The sequence below is a fragment of the Methylotenera sp. genome, from assembly GCF_029946165.1.
Classification (GTDB): Bacteria; Pseudomonadota; Gammaproteobacteria; order Burkholderiales; family Methylophilaceae; genus Methylotenera.
This window is the reverse complement of sequence record NZ_JAQSDZ010000026.1, coordinates 47692-69694: the sequence shown is the minus strand read 5'-3', so window position 1 is coordinate 69694 and position 22003 is coordinate 47692. Positions and strand designations below refer to the sequence as shown.

At 42.8% G+C, this 22003-nt stretch carries 20 protein-coding genes; 10 read left to right on the top strand and 10 right to left on the bottom strand.

Translation table 11 applies throughout. From position 1 onward, the window contains the following. Positions 1-84: 84 nt before the first annotated feature. Entirely contained in the window at positions 85-456 is a 372-nt protein-coding gene (locus PSV17_RS13635; RefSeq protein ID WP_300483630.1) for a helix-turn-helix transcriptional regulator, read from the top strand. After that, on the top strand, positions 453-1805 hold the full coding sequence (locus tag PSV17_RS13630) for a TniQ family protein (RefSeq protein ID WP_300483627.1): 1353 nt from the start codon (positions 453-455) through the stop codon (positions 1803-1805). The genes PSV17_RS13635 and PSV17_RS13630 overlap by 4 nt, the downstream gene beginning before the upstream one ends. Here the strand turns inward: PSV17_RS13630 and PSV17_RS13625 are convergent. The 6 genes from PSV17_RS13625 to PSV17_RS13600 all read right to left on the bottom strand — a co-directional run bounded on the left by PSV17_RS13625 (position 1802) and on the right by PSV17_RS13600 (position 11693). Next, on the bottom strand, positions 1802-3082 hold the full coding sequence (locus tag PSV17_RS13625; protein ID WP_300483715.1) for an AAA family ATPase: 1281 nt from the start codon (positions 3080-3082) through the stop codon (positions 1802-1804). The two genes, PSV17_RS13630 and PSV17_RS13625, sit on opposite strands and share 4 nt — an antisense overlap. Then, on the bottom strand, positions 3066-5309 hold the full coding sequence (locus PSV17_RS13620; RefSeq protein ID WP_300483624.1) for a transposase: 2244 nt from the start codon (positions 5307-5309) through the stop codon (positions 3066-3068). The genes PSV17_RS13625 and PSV17_RS13620 overlap by 17 nt, the downstream gene beginning before the upstream one ends. Beyond that, positions 5300-5983 (bottom strand): TnsA endonuclease N-terminal domain-containing protein, encoded by a 684-nt coding sequence (locus PSV17_RS13615; protein WP_300483712.1) that lies wholly within the window; start codon positions 5981-5983, stop codon positions 5300-5302. The genes PSV17_RS13620 and PSV17_RS13615 overlap by 10 nt, the downstream gene beginning before the upstream one ends. Positions 5984-6587: 604 nt before the next feature. Continuing rightward, the gene (locus PSV17_RS13610; protein WP_300483622.1) at positions 6588-7010 is read right to left on the bottom strand and encodes a hypothetical protein; all 423 of its coding nucleotides are present in this window, start codon (positions 7008-7010) and stop codon (positions 6588-6590) included. Continuing rightward, positions 6991-7947, bottom strand: a complete 957-nt coding sequence (locus PSV17_RS13605; protein ID WP_300483619.1) for an AAA family ATPase — start codon at positions 7945-7947, stop codon at positions 6991-6993. The genes PSV17_RS13610 and PSV17_RS13605 overlap by 20 nt, the downstream gene beginning before the upstream one ends. Positions 7948-8420: 473 nt before the next feature. Continuing rightward, positions 8421-11693, bottom strand: a complete 3273-nt coding sequence (locus tag PSV17_RS13600) for an EAL domain-containing protein (protein ID WP_300483617.1) — start codon at positions 11691-11693, stop codon at positions 8421-8423. Positions 11694-12546: 853 nt separating this feature from the next. Here PSV17_RS13600 and PSV17_RS13595 point away from each other — a divergent pair. Next, positions 12547-12774: a hypothetical protein gene (locus tag PSV17_RS13595; protein ID WP_300483615.1), complete on the top strand. Its 228-nt coding sequence runs from the start codon at positions 12547-12549 to the stop codon at positions 12772-12774. Between the two features lie 93 nt (positions 12775-12867). On the opposite strand, the gene PSV17_RS13590 is transcribed toward PSV17_RS13595, so the two are convergent. Beyond that, a complete protein-coding gene (locus PSV17_RS13590; RefSeq protein ID WP_300483612.1) occupies positions 12868-13026 on the bottom strand; it encodes a hypothetical protein in 159 nt (52 codons plus the stop codon). A 198-nt stretch (positions 13027-13224) separates the two neighbouring features. Here PSV17_RS13590 and PSV17_RS13585 point away from each other — a divergent pair, with 198 nt between their 5' ends. From PSV17_RS13585 to fdx, 7 genes are all read left to right on the top strand, one after another. Further along, positions 13225-14472, top strand: a complete 1248-nt coding sequence (locus tag PSV17_RS13585) for an IscS subfamily cysteine desulfurase (protein ID WP_300483610.1) — start codon at positions 13225-13227, stop codon at positions 14470-14472. Between the two features lie 20 nt (positions 14473-14492). Continuing rightward, complete coding sequence (gene iscU, locus PSV17_RS13580; protein WP_300483607.1) at positions 14493-14912, top strand: Fe-S cluster assembly scaffold IscU; 420 nt, start codon at positions 14493-14495, stop codon at positions 14910-14912. A gap of 25 nt (positions 14913-14937) precedes the next feature. Then, positions 14938-15315, top strand: a complete 378-nt coding sequence (gene erpA, locus PSV17_RS13575; protein ID WP_300483604.1) for an iron-sulfur cluster insertion protein ErpA — start codon at positions 14938-14940, stop codon at positions 15313-15315. A gap of 10 nt (positions 15316-15325) precedes the next feature. Continuing rightward, positions 15326-15649 (top strand): iron-sulfur cluster assembly protein IscA, encoded by a 324-nt coding sequence (iscA, locus tag PSV17_RS13570; protein WP_300483601.1) that lies wholly within the window; start codon positions 15326-15328, stop codon positions 15647-15649. Positions 15650-15721: 72 nt separating this feature from the next. Beyond that, a complete protein-coding gene (gene hscB / locus PSV17_RS13565; protein ID WP_300483598.1) occupies positions 15722-16246 on the top strand; it encodes a Fe-S protein assembly co-chaperone HscB in 525 nt (174 codons plus the stop codon). A 13-nt stretch (positions 16247-16259) separates the two neighbouring features. Continuing rightward, positions 16260-18152, top strand: a complete 1893-nt coding sequence (hscA, locus tag PSV17_RS13560; RefSeq protein WP_300483595.1) for a Fe-S protein assembly chaperone HscA — start codon at positions 16260-16262, stop codon at positions 18150-18152. Beyond that, positions 18149-18502, top strand: coding sequence for an ISC system 2Fe-2S type ferredoxin (fdx, locus tag PSV17_RS13555; RefSeq protein ID WP_300483592.1), 354 nt, complete (start codon positions 18149-18151; stop codon positions 18500-18502). The genes hscA and fdx overlap by 4 nt, the downstream gene beginning before the upstream one ends. Before the next feature lie 242 nt (positions 18503-18744). On the opposite strand, the gene PSV17_RS13550 is transcribed toward fdx, so the two are convergent. Genes PSV17_RS13550 through PSV17_RS13540 form a run of 3 tightly spaced genes read right to left on the bottom strand, consistent with a single transcriptional unit; the run spans position 18745 to position 21991 of the window. Beyond that, positions 18745-19056, bottom strand: a complete 312-nt coding sequence (locus PSV17_RS13550; RefSeq protein ID WP_300483589.1) for a Rieske 2Fe-2S domain-containing protein — start codon at positions 19054-19056, stop codon at positions 18745-18747. Positions 19057-19085: 29 nt separating this feature from the next. After that, positions 19086-20630 carry an FAD-dependent oxidoreductase gene (locus PSV17_RS13545; protein ID WP_300483586.1) on the bottom strand — a complete coding sequence of 515 codons (1545 nt, stop codon included), beginning with the start codon at positions 20628-20630 and terminating at the stop codon, positions 19086-19088. A gap of 11 nt (positions 20631-20641) precedes the next feature. Then, positions 20642-21991 carry a 4Fe-4S dicluster domain-containing protein gene (locus PSV17_RS13540; RefSeq protein WP_300483584.1) on the bottom strand — a complete coding sequence of 450 codons (1350 nt, stop codon included), beginning with the start codon at positions 21989-21991 and terminating at the stop codon, positions 20642-20644. Positions 21992-22003: the final 12 nt, after the last annotated feature.

The following is a 22003-nucleotide window of genomic DNA, read 5'->3' as shown; positions in this document are numbered from 1 at the left end:
TAGCATGTCCCAGAATTTCCTCAAGAAGTTATTATTCCAGTGAATATTTATTGCATATATTATGCATATATGCATAATACTGGTATGAACAATCTAGAATTTAATGTGTTGGCCATACAAGCTGCAAAACGTGCGCGCGCAAATGGCATATCGCAGTCTCAGATAGCAGCGGCGCTAAGCGTTAGTCAGTCTCAAGTTAGTCGAGTTTTATCAGGAGTAAGTAAAAGGCATACAAGGCTCGTGGATGAAATATGCATATATATAAATAATATGCATGAAATTACGCCGTCATCAGTCTTGGAAAACTCAGAGATAACCGATGCAATTGCGAGTGTTTGGGATGGATCTTCTGGCCATGCGCACGCCATCGCTGAAGTTATCAGAAGCTTGAGCGCTTTTGAGAAGACATCTCACATAGCTCAAAGTAAAAATGATTATCAGGAGGATGCCAGATGATTATTCCTGAAATAATGCCAGGGGAATTGGCACTGGGATACTTGTATAGATTCCGCGATATTAATGGATACAAGACAGATAAAAATGCAATTAAGGCGTTACAAAATCGATTTGGTACATCTGGTGAGGGTCAATTGCCTTTGGCTCTCTTGCTTTCTGGAGCGCTGGGTATCTCTTTGCAACAATTTTGTAGGTTGCATACGTTACTTCCATTCGCTAGAGCCATTGCAAGTTATTTGCCTGAATTGTCGCACGGAGACACTAGCGAATTGAGACCTGTTGTTTGTCATAGTATTGGCCTGTCGCAGAAAAATAATGAATCTCTAAAAGTTTGTGAGTGCTGTGTGGCTGAAGACATTGATTACTGGGGATATGCATATTTCAGAAGGGAGCACCAATTAACCGGTGTGAGTTTTTGCAGCAAACATTTTATTCTGTTGTCAGAATCTCCCAGATCGGTTCACCTAAGCATAGATAGCTTGCGGCCAATAGGAAGCATAAATCACGATATGATGGAAAGTGACGATTTTAAAAATGCAGTTATTAATCGTTATTTCACCATCGTTGAATCATGGTCAATGGCGGAGCGGCCTATCCCCGTGTTGAATATTGTGAGTGTGTTGCAAGGACGTGCAAGATTTTTAGGTGTGAGATGGTCAAATAATGGAAACAAACCACTGTTGAGTGACTTGGCGCTTCAAGTTTGTCCGAAGTGGTGGCTTAAGACGATTTTTCCAAATATTGATAAGAAAAGACCGAACCAACGCCTCCCGAATTTAGATGGGGCATTAGTCCAACAAGAAAGATCATTTCGAAGCTCAGCCTATGCATTGGCGCTTAGCCTTATGTTTGACAATGCAGACGAAGCTTTGAATGCGTCTTATGAATGTATTGAATCAAAATCAAGAGCAATTAAAAAAACATTAAAACTGAAAGATGGATTTTGGCAGGGAAAACAGCTAACAGAAAAATTTATCAAACACCGTGGAAATCCTGAATCTATTGCTAAAGATTTGGGTGTGGGTGCTAGACATGTAAGAAACATGATGAAAAAAAATGGACTTCCTTCACTCATGGGATTTAAAGGAAGTGAATTACAAGCATTTATGGATTTTCAGGAGGGAATGAGTTTTGCAGAGGTCTGCAGTAAAAACAGCGTTGATTCTTTAAAGTTGGAGGAGCTTTTACGATCATCAAGCGGGAAGCTGGCTGAGGCATTGCGATCATTCAACAAGGCCGAAATCAACCAACTTCCAACTGATGGGGTTGTTAAACATATTTGTGCCATCAATACAGGCTCTGCAAGCACATCTTTGGAAAGTGAAACAGCTTCATATGATTATGCTTAAATTGTCGAAAAGTCTTCTAAAAAACTTTCAGCAGCATTCATCATGTCGTCGTATTTTGCCATTAGGTCAGGCCGGCCTGAATTTATAGCATTTACTGCATCAGACACTGGCTGGAGGTAGGTTCTAGCAGCGACTCTAAAGTCGTCAAGCAACAGATCATCTTTACCTCGTCTGAAAGCAACTCTATGAGCTGCTATCCAAATAACAATTAATAACCTTTTTACACCTCCTGTCAACTCAAGCAGAAGCTCAGCGAGCTCGATTGATAGCGGAAGTTTCTTTTCGACAAGCTGGTATCTGACTAGCTGAGGGAGGAATGTGTCTCTAAACTCTACATCATTGATGCTTTCAAACCTGCGCAGGTGATGGTATCCAAAGCTGGTTAATCGCTGGAGAGTGCTGAATCTTTTTGATAATGCATTCATTCCATCTGGTGTGCCAGAGCAAAGGAAAGCCATTTGGTAGGTATTTATAAATGTTAGAATTGCCTTTAAACACTTATCTTCGACTATGCTGAGATCAAGATTCTGATTGTTTTTCCGCTTGCGTCGATCTTCCAACGTTGGTAAACGAAAAAAATTCTGAATCTCATCAAGATGAAATATGCCTAAGAAGTGGCTTAACGCCACTTGTCGCCATTCTTCAAACATTCGCATTCCATCACGTTTAGAAGATGCCAGTGCTTCAGCGAATCTATCTTGATATTCAGGTATTGCATTTTTCACAGCCTCATCCCATGCGGTCATGAGGTTAACTGCAAGCTGATCTAATTTTCCATTGGCTGGAACCTCAGCTGAGATCCAGACCACTTGGTGGTGAGGCCCAATGATTCGTGGGAATTTTTGGTGCTGAATGACTTGAGGGTAGTATGAAAGCGCGCGCTGGATAGCTTCTGTTTTACCCACACCAGCATGTCCTACAACTGCTGCCGCAATCGCTGGTGGACTTGGGGCACGATGGCTAATGACTGTGTTGCCAGTGACTATTCCCCAGGTTTGTGACTCCGATGGTGATCGGTAGCTATAGCTTTTACGAATCATCAAATCGACAGTATCGAGCAGCTTAATGCCTTCACCAGACGCAATATGAAGATCCTTAAGCCTTAAAAGATGATGCAATCTAATCTCATATGGAATCTCGGCAATATTTTTAGGTATATTTGGCAAGTGAGTGAGTATTTTTGCCCCCTGCAAAACCGATGGGATTGGTCCTAAATGCTCGATCAGTAAATTCCCCTGATAAGGCTCAAACGGGTCATTTTTATTCATTAGAGTCATCCACAAGGTTATGTTCATCCAGAATATTTTTCATAATTTTGGTGAAATCTTCAGCTTCATCCTGATCGACTTGTTCTGATGAATTTGATTTTAATGACCTATTTGAAGGTTGTGAAGTTGTGATTTCGTGCTCAAGCGCTCTGGTGTGTTTTATCGGCGGTTGGGGGATCTGGTGCTGATCAAGAGCCTCAGCCGTGCGCCTTTTACCTTGCTGAACTATTTCATCTTTTTTTGCGTGAAATTTAATTTCCTGGACTGATTTATCATGAGCTTGCTGCTGTTTTTTTAATTTTGAATAGGCTAAAGCATCAGCGTGCTCATCGAATGATAGCTCTGAAGAGGCCGTTGAATGGTCTGACAGCTGCATTTCAAGCATGCCTTTGCCGCCTCCATTCGGTGTCCATATTTTTGATACTGAGCCAGGAAAATAATGACCTTGAATTTTCCATCCACCAAGATTTCTGGCCACCACAGCCCAGTCTCGATCCTTAGCCGTATTAGTGACGTAATGTTTTCCGCCCAGCATAATGCCATTCCTAGTCACACTTGTATTGGCAGTTGGCAGTAAAGATGTGATTAATTCAGATTGAGGCATTAGCTTTTGAAAACCAATTCCAACACTGTGACCCCAGTTCCAAAGACCTGCTGGTGTTGGATTAACATCTGCTGCACGCATATGGGGATCAAGTCGATGATCACGGTTCGCAGTTAGGTTGTATTCAGAAAAAACAGCATGTAGGTAGTGAGTATATTCACGTACGGTTAGCCCAGCTTCCGTGCGGTCAAAATTTCTTAGCTCATATTCCTTTCGCCGTGCATCGATTGCACCTGGCACAAATTGGAATTGTTGGTCTTTCTCAATGCGATGCAAAACCTCAACTAACCCTTTCAAGTCACCACGATACGGTGGGGCGTAACTCATGGTTGAAATTAATCTGGCACCAGTGTAGCTGGCACCCAAAGAAAGATACTCTCCACGGTCACACATCAGAACCGCAGCCATTGTTGGTTGTGGCTCCAGGGTAAACATTGGTTTGTAGCCATACATTTCTGCTATTAAGTTTGGATCTGCTGAAGCGCAAAATAAGGCAATCTTAGCCATATTCCAGGATGGACCTGCGAGGCATACATAGAAGCCAACTACTGCCGTAGACCATATATCTACGATCATATACACAATTGGGCGTCCAACAATCCAAGTTCGGTTTACTGACGACCTCAGGTAAATGTCACCAATCGTTGAATCTATGGCCCAGGTATGGCCCGGACCAGAAACTCCCTCCCAGTTTTTACCAATCAGACCACGCATGTTGGCTGTAAAATGATGCTTGGTTGTTTTATGTATGAGTTGTTCGATTGTTGAAATGTTCGTCTTTAGCACGCGCTGGATCTGCCGTTTATTAGGGTACTCACCAAGCTCAGGATGAACAGGCAATAACTTTCCGTTGATATCTTTTAGCTTCGCCATAAATACGCTATTTATAATAAGTTTACAGCGCTGCGGCATCAGAGGTTTTGGATTTTTAATCCCAATATCTGCAGCCAGAATCATATTTTTCCATTCAGTTGAGACCCCTGGCTGGGTTGTGATTGATTCCCCCATGGTTGTAATCTCAATTTTTTCACGCACAGTTCGGGCGCCAGGTTTTTTTCTGCCACCAGGATCACATGGCCTTAACATTCCTGGTGAGCCGCAGCGATCAAACCTTGGGCGAAGACTTGATTCCGTGAATCCATAGCGACAAAGTGCAGAAAATAATTTATAGATTTGTGTCGTACTAAATCCGCTGGCTTCCACCCCTTGTTTAACCAGACCACCAAGGTTATTGTCGAGTAGGATCCTGTGCTTTAAATTATCTATATCCAGAAATCCTCGCATCGCAGTTAAGCGATTGGCGAATAGTTTCTGCTGTTTGTCATTTATGATTGGTTTTAGAAATATGGCATCTGGTTCAATATCAACAGCCTGTAATAACTTTGATTCATGAAGAGAAAGCAAGTCTTCACGATTTGCCCAAATTAATCCTGTGAACAGCCTGATAGGTTTTATATTATTTGTGGGTTGTTTGGTTTTAGGCCGACCACTGTGTTTTGGCTTGCTATCAGAAGGCGTGTCAAGGCGCACCAATATTATTTGGTTATAAAGAGGTAAATCTAAAATAATCCGATGTATTTCGAGGTAAGAATTTTTTGAGATAGTGATGACTTGGTTATGCATCAATTCCATGATGTCCTCCTGCTTGCAATAGGATTGAACTTCCAAAACTCTTCAGCACTTATCAGAGTTATCGGTAAATGAGGGCGCCATCCTCGCGTCAGATCTAGTAGTACCTTGCCAGACCATACACATTGCCAAAACGCACGTTGGGCAAGATCCATAGAGCCAAAAACTTCAGCAAAAGCACACAAACATGATGTCAATGAACGCCCATGAAAATGTTGTATGTTTTCAGCGACTGTAACGATGTGCTCATTATTAGCTGCTAAGCCCAGCGCCCATGGAATGGAATTTCTTAAAGTAAAAGCTACCTCAGGTAGATATTCATTAGGCGTAATCAGAAGCCATTCAACGCCACGAGCCTTCCAGTAAGCACTTTCAATATCAAGCAGCTGTTTAGTACGCTTCTTTTCTTGGGAGTTGATTGGTTTATGCGCAATAGCCAGAAGATAATAGCCTCCATCTGGTCTGGATAAAGTAAGTAACAAATCCGTTGTCATTACCCAAGCCGCAGAGCGACCATTTCCGTTGAGCCGTGGATGTTTAATACCTAAGTCGCTTGCAATCTGGCGCGTTCCTGGGAAGGTGCCACCATAGCGAACGTTATATGGGAAAAGCTCATGCATCCCTTTTTCATACTGCAATGGGAATTGTTCTCTTATGTCTATTAGGTTTTGCAGCATTGTGCAAAATTGAAATCCAATCCATTCCCCGTCAGACAGAAATTCTCTTTGACGGCCATTCCACATCTGGAGATGTGATCGACCGATACTTGATGGATCACTTCGACTAACACGGTGCCAGGGTAGATAGTTCTCAAATATTCCTAATCCCCTTCCGATTCTTTCGTAGCGGTCGAGCAAATCAGGGGTAAATCTTTTAGTTTTTCTCATCATAATTCCATATTTTTAGGCCAAGCAAACCCGTGGCAAGCAGGTTGCGATTAAAAAATAGACGAGGGGGGATTGACGGCCTTCTTCCAAAGGCCTAATATTAGATTTATTGAAGATCTAAACGGGTCCCACCCAAGTAATTAAAAAAAACGCGTATCGTCAAATACGCGTTTTTTTATTGCTGTTTAATATTCATGACTTTCCCTCTTCAAATATTGTGAAATGAACTTTTCATAATACCCAAGTCTTTTATATATCTCAATAATTATTATACTTATCAATAAGTTACAGTGATTATGAGGTATAACATAAACTATTTTGAGAAGTTAAAAGCCAAATACGTCATGAAAAAGTTAGATTTTTCAGATGCACAGGCCTTTAGTGAAAATTTCATTTAATACTTATCCAACCAAGTTCCAGTTCCCCCTTTACCTGTTTTTTCACATGCTCGGCATTTACTCTTAAATCCTAATTCAGGTTTAAATTGGTTTAGTGAATCTCCGCATTCAACGCAGATACGTCTAGAGGTTTTTCTTGCATTATGTAGGACTCGCCATATGCTAACTTCATGAGTCTTTGTTATAGGATTGAAGTCTACTTCCAACTGGCCGTAGGCGTCATTCACACGCGTAATCTGCATCGAGTAACCCTTTAGTTCCTCTATAAGCACTTCAACCATGCCTTTCCAACCTTCTCCATAGCTGACATCGATATGATTTGAAAGAACAAACTTCTTTCCTTTCGCTAAAGTTTTAAAGTGTTCAAATGCATTAAATTTAACATGGTCTTTGTTTTGTTCAAAAGAATCCGATAGCATGACGTTTTTCCTTTTTATCATATTTGATATCTGCTACATGGATCATTGAGCGTCGATCCATGATGGCTCTTAGTACAGCAGCCTCTAAAGTCATCCTTATCTGCCTTGGTGGCAAGTCCGTTAGAATGTTTATTACTTCCGCATCAAGGTCAGGATTAATGACTTTGCCGAAAACTTTATCGGTCCTAATTTTGGTGTAAATGCTTTTGATGACATCCGGCATATCAGACTTCGTTGGTTGGCTGATATTGATTACCCTCATTCTCGAAAGAATTGCTTCTGGAATGTTCCCAATATAATTGCCAGTTAATACCCAGATAATTTTACTTGCATCGATTTCCACTTCCAATGCCTCGTCCTTGAAGCGCTTGGCAGAATGTGGCTCAAGCAATCCATAGAACGAATTCATTGGATTAAATCCTGAATTACCACTACCCTTATCAATTTCATCAATCATGATGATGGGATTCGCAATTGAGCTCTCAGACAGAGATTTTGCAATAAAGCCTACTGAGGCATCACCCCATTGGAGGTTTCCACCTGTGAGTGCGAAGCTTGCACTAGCTGTGTTCATGGAAATCTCAAAGAATGGAAGCCCCATGAGTTTTGCCAGTTCACTGACAAATAGAGTCTTACCGAGACCAGGATCACCAATTAGTAATACTGGGTTGGCCTCATAAGGCATATCCAATTGATTGAGCGCAATGGCGTTGCCTTCAAAGAACTCAATTGCCTCAGTAAAGTTTGGAAAGCGCTTTCTAAGGTCGCCAAAGATGCTAAGATTTTTGATTGCACCAAGTTCCCTCTCGGTATTCCAGAGATGCTTTAGTACGTGACCGACTTTTGATTTTATGTCATCAGCGCGATGACGGAGTTCGTTGACTCTATTAACCACATGTTCGTGATTTGCGATTGTAAAAGAATGAATAGTGCTCATGGTAGCTCCTCAAAGCCGCCAAAGCATTACGGCGGCTGATTACGAAATAGGTTCTTTGAAGCGAAGCGAAGGCATTCGTCCAGTAGATCCTATTCGCTTGAGATAAAGCGAAGGATGTTTAGCTATTGTTAGGTAAGTGTTCATTTGAGATACATGTTAGCGAATAAAAACTGCTGATGTCAACTGAATAATTGTAAATAATTTAATGTAACATATTGAATTAATTACATTAATATTTTAAATTTAGTGTAAATCTTAACTTTGTTAAAGAATTTAACGACATTAACAATAGTGGGGTATTTTTATGTGCTTGATTTTATAGATAGCCGATTTAACAACTTTAATTGTTCAGAACAGCAGTGTTTATCCTTAACAATTATAGATAATTATATATCGATAGTCCTATGTGGGTATTTTGCTTGCCCTGATCAATATTTTAGATAAACACTAAGTTTGATAGCATTAATAACACTTTATGGCAGCCAGGAGCTATCAGGTCGCCAATTAACGACCCATTCAGGAATATCACTGGCAGGCATCGGTCGAGCTATGCCATACCCTTGAGCGAAGTCACAACCCAATTGCAATAGTGCTGCACCATGAGCGATGGTTTCTACACCCTCGGCGATCACTTCACGCTGGAATGATTTAGCTAAGCCTACTACGCCTTGAACAATGGCTAAATCATTAGGGTCAATCAGCATATCATGTACAAAGCTCTGGTCGATTTTAATCAAGTGCACTGGCAGACGTCTGAGATATGTGAGTGATGAATAACCTGTACCAAAGTCATCTAAAGCAAAGCGTACACCAAGGTTAGAGCAAGCTTGCATGGTGCCAGATGCTTGCATCAGGTCACTTAACGCGCTGGTTTCCAGTACCTCTAATTCTAAACAACGCGGGTTAACTTCAGGATGGTCCGCTAACAAAGCTGCTAAGCGAGTGGCGAAGTTATCTTGTTGTAATTGATATGCACTAATGTTTACGCTTATTGGGAGATGTGATCCCATGCTTTGCCATTGGCTGATTTGCTTCAGTGCAGTATCGATAATCCATTCACCTAAGTCTAGACTCACGACATGGCCCTCTATCAGAGGTAAGAACGATAAAGGCGAGACTAATCCGCGCACGGGGTGTTGCCAGCGTATCAGTGCCTCAACACCGATCACTTCACCAGTGCGCATATTTACCTTAGGTTGATAGTGCAGTACAAACTCATGTCTATCCAAAGCAAAACAAATATCACCTATACTTTCTTGTTGAATCTTGACCGCATCATTTTGTGCGGTATCAAACAAGTGATAACGGTTCTTTCCAGCTTGCTTAGCTGTATACATGGCTTGGTCTGCGTGACGCATGAGTTGATCAACATCTGCCGCATCCTGAGGGTAAATGGTGACACCAATGCTGGCAGAAACACTCAATATTATCCCACTTATGTTAACAGGGGTAGCAGCTGCCTTTAGCAGCCGTTTTAATACAGGCTGACAATCTTCAGTTTTAGCTAAACCCGCTAATATCGCAACAAACTCGTCACCGCCAATGCGAGCTAAGGTATCACCCTCACGCATAGCCTCTTTCATCAGTTGTGACAACGTAATGAGGAGTTCATCTCCTACATCATGGCCATGGGCATCGTTCACAGCTTTAAAGCCATCTAAATCCAGAAATGCGACAACTAATGACTGTTGGTGGCGTTGGCACTGCACCATGGCTTGGCCTAAGCGGTCTGCCAGCAATACTCGGTTAGGCAGATTGGTCAAGATGTCGTAATGGGCAATGCGCTCTAACCTGCTTTGTTGTTCTTTTATGGCGGTAATATCGGTAAATAATGCAACGTAGTTTTGCACTTGACCAGCAGTATCGTGCACCGCACTGATGGTGAGGATTTCAGCATAGACTTCGCCATTCTTACGGCGATTCCAAATTTCGCCTATCCATTGTCCTGTAGTGGTAATTGCTTGCCACATTTTGTCATAAAACTCTGGAGATTGGAGCCCTGATTGGAAAATGCGAGGGTTTTCCCCTAGCACTTCATCACGAGTGTAGCCAGAGATTAAGCTGAAGGTGTCATTCACTTCAACGATGCGGCCTGTAGCATCGGTAATTAAAATTCCTTCACGGGCGTTGACGAATACGCTGGCAGCCAGTTTCATTTTATCTTCAGCATGTTTACGTTCAGAAATGTCTTGAGTAACAGCCAACTGAACTAACTCGCCGGTAGATTTAAAGCGTATCGGGGCCGAATAGGTTTCCATTTCACGCTTATTGCCATCTAACGCAGTAATCTCAAACTGCATTGCACCTGACTTATTCGTACAGATAAGTTCGTTAAATTTTCGGTAAGCGTCTCGATCTTTGGGTGAAATAAGATCATAGACACTTTTCCCAATGGCATCAGTGGGTGATTTAGCCCCTATCATGACAAGACCAGCAGGGTTCATTTCTAATAGAGAGCCATTACTTGCAACAATTTTGACGCATATAGGGGTATTGTCAATCACAGCTTTCAAGTGCATCTCATTCAACCGTTGTTCTTCATGCAGTTTCTGGATACTGTCCGCCATTTTGTTAAAGCTGTGTCCTACCAATACCAATTCGTCATGTGTGTCGAGATTCACGCGTTCTTGCAAATCGCCTGTAGCAAAAATATGAGCAGACGCAACCAGCCTCAAAATACTTTTTTTCGTGACTAAATAAATGGCGATAGTCAAGTAAATCACGATTAAAAATAGTAGTAACGCAATGCTGGTGCTTAAGCGAAGCGTAAATTCAGCCTGTTGAATTCTGGTTTTTAGTAGTTGCTGTAATTTAGGTGTTAATGTTTGATAAATCTGCTCATAACCCGCATCAATAGCGGCTTTTGATTTTAAGAAATAATCTTCTGGAGTTACTTCAAATTGACTACTAATAACTTCTGAATTGATGTTGTTGATAGTGTATTGTGCTGCCATGGAGAAATGGTTTGAGTTTAGAGACCGTGAGTTAGGTATAGTGGAATTAAAGTGATTTGTCTTATCTAGTCCGGTGGTGAAGTTATAAAGCGCATTTTTAAATTCACCGACAAGCACATTTAATTGGATTTTTTGCGCTTCAGATATTTGCTTTTTATTTAAAATACCTGAACCATAAGCCCGCAATTGCCCAAGGCGTTCAAGTGCTTGTGGCAGCTCACTACTAATTGAGTTGATTAAATGGTAGGTATCAATTTGAGGGTCTGCTGATAAGTCATACTCATCAACGACCACCCCCTCTATAGTGATTAATTTATAGACAAGCTTGGTATGGGCTTCAAAATTGTCTCTAACACTCCAATTTAAGCCCTCTTTACGAATAATGATCCAGTCATCGTTGATACTTTTCCACTCAGTACTTGATGTAATCTTGGCTGGCAGTGACTTCTGAAGAGTATCGAAAGCTACAACGGTTTCTTTTTCTATCGTAATGCGCTGCTCTTTTAATACTTCAGAGCCAGTTAATGTAGCTATGGAAAGCCCGCGATGCAGTTGAACAAGTTGTAAGGTTCTGGAGAGCGGCTTAATCATTGATGTGCCATCTAACTCAAGTTTTGAGGTGACAATGGTATGTTGAAGACTTGTGTATAGATTATAAATCACCACAAAGATGGCAGACAGCAGCAGAAATCCGATTAATGCAGATCTTTTACTAAAGTCTAAACGCCCCATGAGGTTAGTGGCGGGACGGAAGAGGCTTTGAATAAGCCTGTGTTGGTTTACGTTAATCAAAATGTCCTATTATTTACAAATAAAGTCTTTCTATTGTATTTAGCATCGCTAGACATAGAGAGTGGCTAATTTATTTACATTTGTTGCTTTCAGTTATTAGTACCAGAACATTGAGCTATGGCCGATTTAATAATTTATCAAAACATACACTTACTACTCAATCGTCAAACAAAAATATAACCTTAAAAAATTTAAGGTTCGCACTGTAAATAAAAAAATAATTTCGGATTTGATTTACATCAAGCCCAAGGCAAGTAAGTTTTAATTTTTGGATATCTTAAGATATAACTTGTCTAAGCTAGCGTTGATAGACCAACATTCATTCTGGGTTTATGGCTATTTTGAGGAACACAAACTCGCACTAATAAGATTAGGTGCCCCAGCAGAAATAAGGTTAATTTGTTCTAATAAAATATTAAAAGGTCACGTATAAAGCTTTGCCCGCCCTGCAGCTGCCAGGTATTCTTGAGATAAGAAAATTAATTTAGATTGTAGATTTCTAGATACTAATTCAAACCTACCATTCAGCAAGTCAGAGGCTTTAATGTCTACTGAATAGGAAATTAGCACTCTTGCAGTAAATATATATGAAATTTGTGCCTAGTATTAAGGTTAGCTCAGTGAAATTACATAAGGCGGATTCACTTTTGAAGTGCAACGCCTGTAAGTTCTAAAAATACCTGATGAGGAGAATTAAATCCATGCCTTTTTCTAGGTCTTGTGATTCAATCTTCTCATCGCAGTGTCAATTTCTTCATCTGTAATTGTTCTAAAATCCCGGTCTTTCGGGAAATATTATCGAATCAAACCATTGGTGTTTTCTCAGTACCACGTTCCCATGAAGCGTAAGGGTGTGCAAAGTAAAATTCGTGGCCAATTGGGTGGCAACGGTGGCATGTCCTGCAAACTCACGTCCATAGTCACTGGTAATCGTCGTGACATGCGCCTTGAGTGGCCGCATCAACGCTACCATCGCAGCACTTACTTCGTCTGCGGTTTTACGCGTTACTCTCTGGATCAATCCAGTCTTGCGCTCAACCGAGCTGACGATTGCCATTTTATGGTGCTTGCCAATATATAGTATCTGCCTCCCAATCCCCAATACGACTTCTTGTTTCTACAATTTCAGGGCGAGCATCAATCGATAGTCGATTGGGAATGATGCCGCGCCTGTCTAACTTGCCATCACGTTTCCTGCGTTGCTTCTGGCAGCGTAATCTTTTCCAGAGCAACCCCCACCAGCACGTTTGTCAGCATAGATGCGCTGATAAACCGTTTCATGGCTGATGGCAATCTGACCACTGATTTTCTCAGGGCTCCATTCCTCTAGCAACTTCTCTCTGACAAAATCCCAGGTTGCCGCATCTTCCTACATCGTGTATGTAACCCGACAATCACGACAAAGATGGAGTTGTAATTTTCTCAACTATTTAATTAGTTTAATTAAAATCAATAGGTTAGTGTTATTTTATGCATTGGCATGAGGATTGCTTATTAAGAATTAACTAGTATTCTTAATGAGGTGTGTCGCATGTCCAACTTGCCAATTTATCTTGATTATTCAGCCACTACACCTGTCGATGTACGTGTTGCGAATAAAATGATTCCATACCTGACTGAGATTTATGGTAACCCTGCATCTCGAAGTCATGCTTATGGCTGGGATGCCGAGGCGGCCGTCGATTTGGCGCGTGAGCAAGTAGCTGCTTTAGTTAACTGCGATCCTAAAGAGATTGTTTGGACTTCTGGTGCGACAGAATCAAACAACTTAGCCATTAAGGGTGCTGCGCATTTTTATGCAGGTAATGGTAAGCATTTAATTACTGTTAAAACTGAGCACAAAGCCGTGTTAGACACCGTTCGCGAGCTTGAACGTGAAGGGTTTACAGCCACTTATCTTTCACCATTAGAAAATGGTCTTATAGATATAGAGGCTTTTAAAGCCGCCATTCAACCCGATACCATCGTGGTTTCTATCATGTTAGTGAATAATGAAATTGGTGTTATTCAAGACATCGTCACCATCGGTAATATCTGCCGTGAAAAAGGCATTATTTTTCATGTGGACGCTGCACAGGCTACTGGTAAAGTTGAAATTGATCTTGAGAAACTCCCCGTTGATTTAATGAGTTTTTCTGCTCATAAAACTTATGGTCCTAAAGGTATTGGCGCATTGTATGTTTGTCGCAAGCCGCGCATTCGTCTTGAAGCACAGATGCATGGCGGTGGACATGAGCGCGGCTTTCGCTCTGGTACGCTACCGGTACATCAAATAGTTGGTATGGGTGAGGCATTTAGTATTGCTAAGGCTGAAATGGCAGAAGAAAACGCTCGTATCAGAATCTTGCGCGATAAGCTTTGGGCCGGTCTTGCAGGTATTGAAGAAGCTTACCTAAATGGTGATTTGGATCAACGCGTACCACACAACCTCAACGTCAGTTTTAACTACGTTGAAGGAGAGTCTCTCATGATGGCGGTTAAGGGCATCGCGGTTTCTAGTGGCTCTGCTTGTACTTCATCGAGCTTAGAGCCATCTTATGTGCTTCGTGCAATCGGTCGTGAAGACGAGCTAGCACATTCATCCATACGCTTTTCAATTGGTCGCTATACCACAGAGGCTGATGTTGATTACGCAATCGATCTTATTAAAACCAAAGTAGGGCAGTTACGCGACCTATCACCGTTATGGGATATGTTTAGGGCAGGTATTGATATTGCCTCAGTAAGCTGGGTACATGGCACAGAGTCACATCGCGACCCTGAAGCAGTGGCAGCGTAATACATCATTAGGAGAACAAAATGGCATATAGCGACAAAGTTTTAGATCACTACGAAAATCCACGCAATGTGGGTGCTTTTGATGCAGAAGATCAAGATGTTGGTACTGGCATGGTCGGCGCGCCCGCTTGTGGCGATGTGATGAAATTGCAAATTAAAGTGAATGAAGCTGGATTTATTGAAGATGCTAAGTTTAAAACTTATGGCTGCGGCTCTGCGATTGCCTCGTCCTCATTGGTGACTGAAATGTTAAAAGGCAAAACACTAGATCAAGCTTTAGATATTAAAAACACCCATATTGCCGAAGAGCTGGCTTTACCCCCAGTAAAAATTCACTGCTCAGTGCTGGCAGAGGACGCTATTCGCGCCGCTATCTCTGATTATCGCAGTAAAAATGTGACTGAATCTGAAGGCTACAACGCCTGTAAATCTGCTGCTTAAATCTTAATTTTGATGGAGTATTGATATGTCTGATACCGCTACAATTGAATCAACCGAGCTTGCTGACCCAGCGCTTGCACCGATTATTTTCACTACAAACGCTGCTGGCAAAGTCAGTGAAATGCTTATAGAAGAAGGCGATGCCACACTTAAGTTACGTGTTTACGTAACGGGTGGTGGCTGTTCTGGTTTCCAATACAGTTTTGCTTTTGATGACCAAGTGGCAGAAGATGACTTGGCGCTAGAAAAAGAAGGGGTCACATTGCTTGTTGATGCCATGAGCTATCAATATTTAGTGGGCGCGACGATTGACTATCAAGAAGGTTTGGAAGGATCTCGTTTTGTAATCACTAACCCAAATGCCACAGCGACATGTGGTTGCGGTAGTTCATTTTCGGTATAGGAGAAATAATATGGCCGTTACTTTAACGACAGTGGCAGCAGCCCGTGTGCAAAAATTTTTGGACAGCCGCGGTAAAGGCATTGGTTTGCGTTTAGGCGTTAAAACTTCAGGCTGTTCAGGCATGGCTTATACCCTAGAGTTTGTAGATGAAGCTTTACCTGAAGATATGATTTTTGAAAGTAATGGGGTTAAGGTGTTGGTTGATCCAACCAGCTTGGCATACATGGATGGTACTGAGCTAGATTATGCCAAAGAAGGGCTAAATGAAGGCTTTAAATTCAACAACCCAAATGCCAAGGCTAATTGCGGTTGTGGTGAAAGCTTTAGTGTCTAATTTAAAGCATTCCTTAGCGCAACACTATGTTGTGAAATCTTTAACTCAATCTAGAGTGAAATGGATAGCGTGATGCAAACGTTGACTCAACCCAATTATTTTGAACTGTTTGGCTTGGCACCACGCTTTAGTATTGATTTAAATAGCTTAGAGCGCTCTTTCCGCCAACTACAGTCTGAAGCGCATCCAGATAAACACGCAAGCCATACCCAATCTGAACAACGATTAGCTTTGCAACAATCTACGTTAATCAACGATGGCTATCAAACTTTGCGTAACCCAACTAGCCGTGCGCAGTTTTTAATTAACCTCTCAGGTAAAACTGAAGCTGCCCAAGCGCTTTCTACTACTTTTTTGATGTCGCAAATGGAATGGCGCGAAGCGATTGAAGAGGCTGTTAAGAGTAGAGATGTGACTGTGTTAGAAGCGCTATCTAAACGCTTAAAGCATAAAATTAGCGTGCAAGTGAATGAAATAGCCGCTGTTTTAGATTTGCAGGGTGATTTTGCAACAGCGGAAGTACGCGTCAATGAATTACGTTTTTATGAAAAATTGCGCCATGAAATTGGCGAAGCACTCGATAAAATTAGTGATTGAGATAAATTCATAAATGGCTCTCTTACAAATTACAGAACCAGGTCAAAGCGCTGCACCGCATCAACATCGCTTAGCTGTTGGCATAGATTTAGGCACAACGCATTCACTGGTTGCATCCGTACGCAGTGGCATTGCGGTGGCCTTGCCAGATGAGGCTGGACGGACATTATTACCCTCCGTCGTACATTATCAAGCTGATGGCGTGGTGGACGTAGGCTGGGATGCACGCAGCAATGCCGCAAAAGATCCACATAACACGATTGTTTCGGTAAAGCGTTTTATGGGGCGTGGCATTGAAGACATTGCAGATGCTGCCAGCATGCCATATCAATTTGTTGAGGCGGTTGGTGCCGAATCTCAAGGCATGGTCAAACTAAAAACCGTGATGGGTGAGTTAAGCCCAGTTGAAGTTTCAGCCGAAATTCTAAAAGTATTGCGTTTGCGTGCAGAAGAAAGCCTTGGCGGCGAGCTATCTGGCGCGGTGATTACGGTGCCCGCTTATTTTGATGATGCACAACGTCAAGCCACCAAAGATGCAGCACGCTTAGCAGGCATATCTGTATTAAGACTGCTTAATGAGCCAACCGCAGCGGCCATAGCATACGGCTTAGATAATGCCTCAGAAGGCATTTACTGTGTGTATGACTTGGGTGGTGGCACTTTTGACTTTTCCATATTACGTTTAACACGCGGTGTGTTTGAAGTACTGGCAACCAGTGGCGACTCTGCGCTTGGCGGGGATGATTTTGACCGTGCGATTTTTGATTGGTTAACGAGCACACTTAAACTAAGCCATATTACAGACGAAGATACGCGTTTGTTGCTCACTGAATCTCGTCTTGCGAAAGAGCGTTTGACAGACGATGCTGTGACTGAGATTTCATGTACTTTGGCTGATAATTCAACGGTCAACGCCATTTTAAGTCGCGAAACTTTTATTGATTTAACCAAGCCATTATTAAGTAAAACATTCAGCCCAGTGCGCCGTGCACTGCGTGATGCGGATTTGCAAATGGAAGATGTTCAAGGCGTGGTATTGGTTGGTGGTGCAACGCGCATGCCACATTTAAGAATAGCGGTAGGCGAGTTTTTTTATCGTGAACCATTAACTAATCTTGACCCAGATAAAGTCGTCGCACTAGGCGCAGCCATACAAGCCAATGCACTAGCTGGCAATCACGGTGGTGATGAATTACTGCTGCTAGATGTTATTCCGCTCTCATTGGGCATTGAAACAATGGGTGGCTTGAGTGAGAAGATTATTCCACGCAACGTCACTATTCCAGCAGCACGTGCACAAGACTTTACCACCTTTAAAGATGGCCAAACTGCGATGAGTTTTCATGTGGTGCAAGGCGAACGAGAGTTGGTAGCAGAATGCCGCTCATTAGCTAAGTTTGAATTACGTAGGATTCCTGCAATGGTTGCTGGTGCAGCGCGTATACGCGTGACTTTTCAAGTGGATGCGGATGGTTTGCTTTCCGTTTCTGCGCGCGAGCAAACCACCGGTCACGAAGCGCAAATTACAGTAAAGCCTTCTTATGGTTTGACCGATACTGAAATTACGCAAATGCTTTCTGCCGGCATAGCTAACGCAGCCCATGATAAAAACATGCGTGCGCTACGTGAAGCGCAAGTTGAAGCGCGTCAGCTAGTTAATGCCACAGAAATAGCCATGGCTGAAAGTGGTCACGAGCTTTTAAGCAAACCTGAGTGGGATGCTGTTTGGGTAAAAATATATGAGTTGGCGGAATTACTTTTATTAGGTGATGCAAATAGCATTCAAGACTTACGTGAGGCAACATCGGCGTTAAATGAAGAGACTACAACCTTTGCCAATCGCCGTATGGATCTTTCGATTCATAAGGCACTTTCAGGTAAGCAAATAGAAAGCATCAATATATGAGCCAAATTAGCCTCACCAAAGTGACAGTTTTACCGCATCCTGATACTTGTCCAAATGGCTTGGAGTTGGAAATTAAGCCTGGTAAAGTGCTTTGCGATGCATTGCTAAATGCAGGAGTTGAAATTGAACATGCGTGTGATGGGGTGAGCGCTTGCAGTACTTGCCATATCATTATTCGTGAAGGCTACAAGTCACTCAATGCCGCTTCTGATGAAGAGGAAGACCAACTAGATAAAGCGTGGGGATTAACGCCAACATCACGTTTGGCTTGCCAAGTAAAAGTAGGGCAGACACCTTTAATCGTTGAGTTACCGCGATATAGCCTTAACCATGCGCGAGAGCATGAATAAGTCAGGTTTTTCAAAGCTTACAGTAATTAATCCGCATTTCCCCGCGATTCTCCATAGGTGCATCTAGGAGCAATGCTCTCGTCACGAAATATAAATGACGTTAATTAGCACAAGGTATGCCTCTAGCTGTTTTATAGTTGGAGCGGCTTGTAGCCGAGAACCTTTGCGGAATATTTTACAGTTGCTTTCGGGGCTAAAAGCCCCTCCTACAATATGAGTTTTGGAAGTATTGTGATTAATAGTTAATCTGCGTTTAAATCAACTTGTACCATGCCATCCTCTATCCGCAGAGGATATTGTTTTAATTCACAGCCAGTAGGATTCAAGCCTTTCCCTGTGCGGCCATCGAATACCCATTGATGAAACTGACAAGTAATGATGCGACCATTAAATGTATTCCATAACGGTACATCTTGATGCGGACAAGTGCCTTGAAAAGCTTTTAACTCGCCATCATCTGGCCAAACTAGCATGACTTCACCCTCATCTGTGCTAAAGGCTGCAAGCTCGCCTTCCATGATGTTTTTGTGTTTGCATAAGGTGATGTAGCTCATTGCAACCTCCTAACTATATGATTCATGCGCTAACGCGCAAGTAGCGTATCGTTCACCGAAAGGGCAAACTCACGCCAAGCAACTAACAAATCAAGGCGTATGGCTTCTTGGTATTCTGCTGCAGGTGCATTTTCTTCTGGAAAGTTAGAGATCGCACATGAGTTACGATTGAACTCCCAGGCCGTTTCAACTAGGTCTTGGTTAATACCGTTGAAGTGTGACAAAACCAATGGTGTAAGCGCTGAGCGGCCTTTATCAACGCTAACATCACTGGTATTGAGTGGTAATGCATTGAGTTTCTCAATCGCTTCTCTATAAATCTGCTCTACCGTGTCTAGCAATGCGCGTTGCGTGAGTTGCTCTTTTAATTGCAATGTCATGTAACGGTTTAAGTGGCTGCGATAGCGCGCTAATACTTGGCTGCGTTGTGCGGTTAACCAGCTACTAAAATGACTCATACTGGCATTGTTATCCGCGTTAAGCGTTTTTAACAAATCCTTTGTGGATAACATGAGAGCTAGTCTAGTCGCTGCTTCTAACGCGCCCTCTAAATATCCCCCAGCATGTGAGGCCGTTTCTGCGCCACCAAAAAATAACTTAGTATTCCAGTATGAATCACGCAGATGGCGGCTGCCATATATCGGCTGGCTAGTCGGTGGCGTTTGATCAAGTGTGGAGCAGGTATGCACTTCATTTGCCCAGTCTTGATAATGCAACTCCCCATTTTGTGCCTCTATGCCAAATAATTGCGCTAGCTGACTTTCCAGCAGCATAGGCATGCCTTGCCGAAAAGACTCTCGCAAGTTTGTAGGCATGGCGGATAAGCCGCCAAGGGCGCCGTGCTGACCATGTGCATCACTGGCATCGAATACTTCGGATAATACGGCTTGCGGATGACTCACAAATGCATTGCCTGAATGGCCGTCTTGACGCCAAAATGCTTTTGAATAACCCATCACAGCCTTGGCTTGATCTGCCATCCAAGTATGCGTGCTACGCATGGTTTGCACTAATGTTTCATCTAAGGTTGGGACAAAGTTAACGTGCTCTACTAGTAATCTTGGAGGAAGTGCTAAAACCACACGTTTTGCCTCAACATTAATCACCATATCATTTAGTTGGAATTGCAGACAAATATGATCACCTTTGTCTTCCATATGAATTAGCTTGTGTTCTAAATGAATACTATCTTTCGGCAAGCGCTTTTCTAACGCGCTGACGATGGCTCCCATGCCATTTTCTACGCGATGAGCACCGCCATGTACACCAATATTTTGTTTGTCTGAGTCTCTGTTTGGGTCAGTCAGCGTCAGCACTGTACCTTGATCGTGCTGCGGAAAATGTTTGAGTTGCAGGGCTTCCACTAGCGCCAACATATTTGGCTGAACATCTGGCCAAAACCAAGTAGGACCTAGATCAATCGTCATGTCCGACATCGTACAATGTTTCGATAATATGCGACCGCCAAGCCTTGTTCTTGCCTCAAACAAAGCGAAAGATTGGCCTGATTGATGCAGTCGGTCAGCTAATGACAACCCGCACAAACCACCACCAACAATGACTGAATCTAACATTATTTGTCTCCTTAAGCGTTAATTGAAGCGCGTAATATCTGGGCAAGATGAAGCGGCTGGCGTCCAACGCCATCCAGTATTTGGTGGCGGCAACTGGTACCGTTAGCAATGATTAGGTTATCTGTGCCAGCCGCTCTAATTTGTGGCAATAGGGCGAGTTCTGCCATTTGCATCGATGCCTCGTAATGCTCCGCTTTCATCCCAAAGGCGCCAGCCATACCGCAGCAACTGGATTCGATAAACTCCACTTGCAAATCTGGTACTAAACTCAACACTTTGTGCATAGACTTCATTGCGCCAAAGGCTTTTTGGTGGCAATGACCATGAATTAAAGCTTTGGCGGTGATTGGTTTTAGTTCAATATAGAGTTGATTTGCCGTATGCTCACGTGCAATAAATTCTTCTAGTAGCAATGCCGCCTTCGCCAAGACGGGAACACGCTCATCTAGATTCAACATTAGGTATTCATCACGTAACATCAGCAAGCATGATGGCTCTAAGCCAATGACGGGCAAACCACGTTGAACAAACGGCCATAATGCATTAACCAAACGCATAGCCTCGGCGCGCGCTTCATTGATCATACCGTTAGAAAAATAGGTGCGCCCGCAACATAGCGCACGTTCACCTTTTGCTGGCCTGGCAAAGTGCACGGTATATCCACCAGCCTGTAGTACTTCCAGCGCGGCTTGGGCAATATCAGGGTCAAAGTGGTTAGAAAAAGTATCGACCAGTAGCACCACTTCACGCGCACTTTCTGCAATGTGGGTCGATGGCGCTGACGACATAAAGCTATTTGGCGCCGCTTTAGGCAATGAACGTTTAGCGGCGATGCCGATGTATTTTTCAAACAATTTTGCAATCAGCGGAACCTCCTGACGTAAACGGCTTAACCATTTGATATGCTTAAAGTGATGTGCAAAACGTGGTAGATGCGCTGTTAAGCGTTCGCGTAATGGAATCTTGCCAATTGCAGTCCAGTGTTGTGCCAGTGCTTCGGTGCGTAACATGGCCATATCCACGCCATTTGGACATTCGCGTTTGCAGCCTTTGCATGCCACACACAACTCCATTGCATCAGCCAAGTCTGGGCTAATAAATGGGTGCTCACCTAACTCGCCATTCAACGCGGCTTTGAGTGTGGCAGCCCGGTGTCGTGTTGAATGAGCATCCTTATTTGTTAATCTAAAACTTGGGCACATCACACCTGCATCGGTGCGTTGGCAAGTTCTACTGCCTATGCATAAAGAGGCTGCCTTGCCATACGCGCCACCTTTAGCTGGAATCTGCGCATAAGCATCTCCCTCGCCATAGCTATCGTAGGCTGACCAGTCTAGTTTGGGTTCAAATGGTTTTTTCATATGAGATTCAGC

Excerpts from the sequence above, each read along its gene's own strand:
- erpA (WP_300483604.1), top strand. The coding sequence starts at position 14,938 with ATGTCTGATACCGCTACAATTGAATCAACCGAGCTTGCTGACCCAGCG.
- hscA (WP_300483595.1), top strand. The coding sequence starts at position 16,260 with ATGGCTCTCTTACAAATTACAGAACCAGGTCAAAGCGCTGCACCGCAT.
- PSV17_RS13615 (WP_300483712.1), bottom strand. The coding sequence starts at position 5,983 with ATGCTGCAAAACCTAATAGACATAAGAGAACAATTCCCATTGCAGTAT.
- PSV17_RS13625 (WP_300483715.1), bottom strand. The coding sequence starts at position 3,082 with ATGACTCTAATGAATAAAAATGACCCGTTTGAGCCTTATCAGGGGAAT.
- iscA (WP_300483601.1), top strand. The coding sequence starts at position 15,326 with ATGGCCGTTACTTTAACGACAGTGGCAGCAGCCCGTGTGCAAAAATTT.
- hscB (WP_300483598.1), top strand. The coding sequence starts at position 15,722 with ATGCAAACGTTGACTCAACCCAATTATTTTGAACTGTTTGGCTTGGCA.
- PSV17_RS13635 (WP_300483630.1), top strand. The coding sequence starts at position 85 with ATGAACAATCTAGAATTTAATGTGTTGGCCATACAAGCTGCAAAACGT.
- iscU (WP_300483607.1), top strand. The coding sequence starts at position 14,493 with ATGGCATATAGCGACAAAGTTTTAGATCACTACGAAAATCCACGCAAT.
- PSV17_RS13540 (WP_300483584.1), bottom strand. The coding sequence starts at position 21,991 with ATGAAAAAACCATTTGAACCCAAACTAGACTGGTCAGCCTACGATAGC.
- PSV17_RS13630 (WP_300483627.1), top strand. The coding sequence starts at position 453 with ATGATTATTCCTGAAATAATGCCAGGGGAATTGGCACTGGGATACTTG.
- fdx (WP_300483592.1), top strand. The coding sequence starts at position 18,149 with ATGAGCCAAATTAGCCTCACCAAAGTGACAGTTTTACCGCATCCTGAT.
- PSV17_RS13545 (WP_300483586.1), bottom strand. The coding sequence starts at position 20,630 with ATGTTAGATTCAGTCATTGTTGGTGGTGGTTTGTGCGGGTTGTCATTA.
- PSV17_RS13620 (WP_300483624.1), bottom strand. The coding sequence starts at position 5,309 with ATGGAATTGATGCATAACCAAGTCATCACTATCTCAAAAAATTCTTAC.
- PSV17_RS13585 (WP_300483610.1), top strand. The coding sequence starts at position 13,225 with ATGTCCAACTTGCCAATTTATCTTGATTATTCAGCCACTACACCTGTC.
- PSV17_RS13610 (WP_300483622.1), bottom strand. The coding sequence starts at position 7,010 with ATGCTATCGGATTCTTTTGAACAAAACAAAGACCATGTTAAATTTAAT.
- PSV17_RS13605 (WP_300483619.1), bottom strand. The coding sequence starts at position 7,947 with ATGAGCACTATTCATTCTTTTACAATCGCAAATCACGAACATGTGGTT.
- PSV17_RS13550 (WP_300483589.1), bottom strand. The coding sequence starts at position 19,056 with ATGAGCTACATCACCTTATGCAAACACAAAAACATCATGGAAGGCGAG.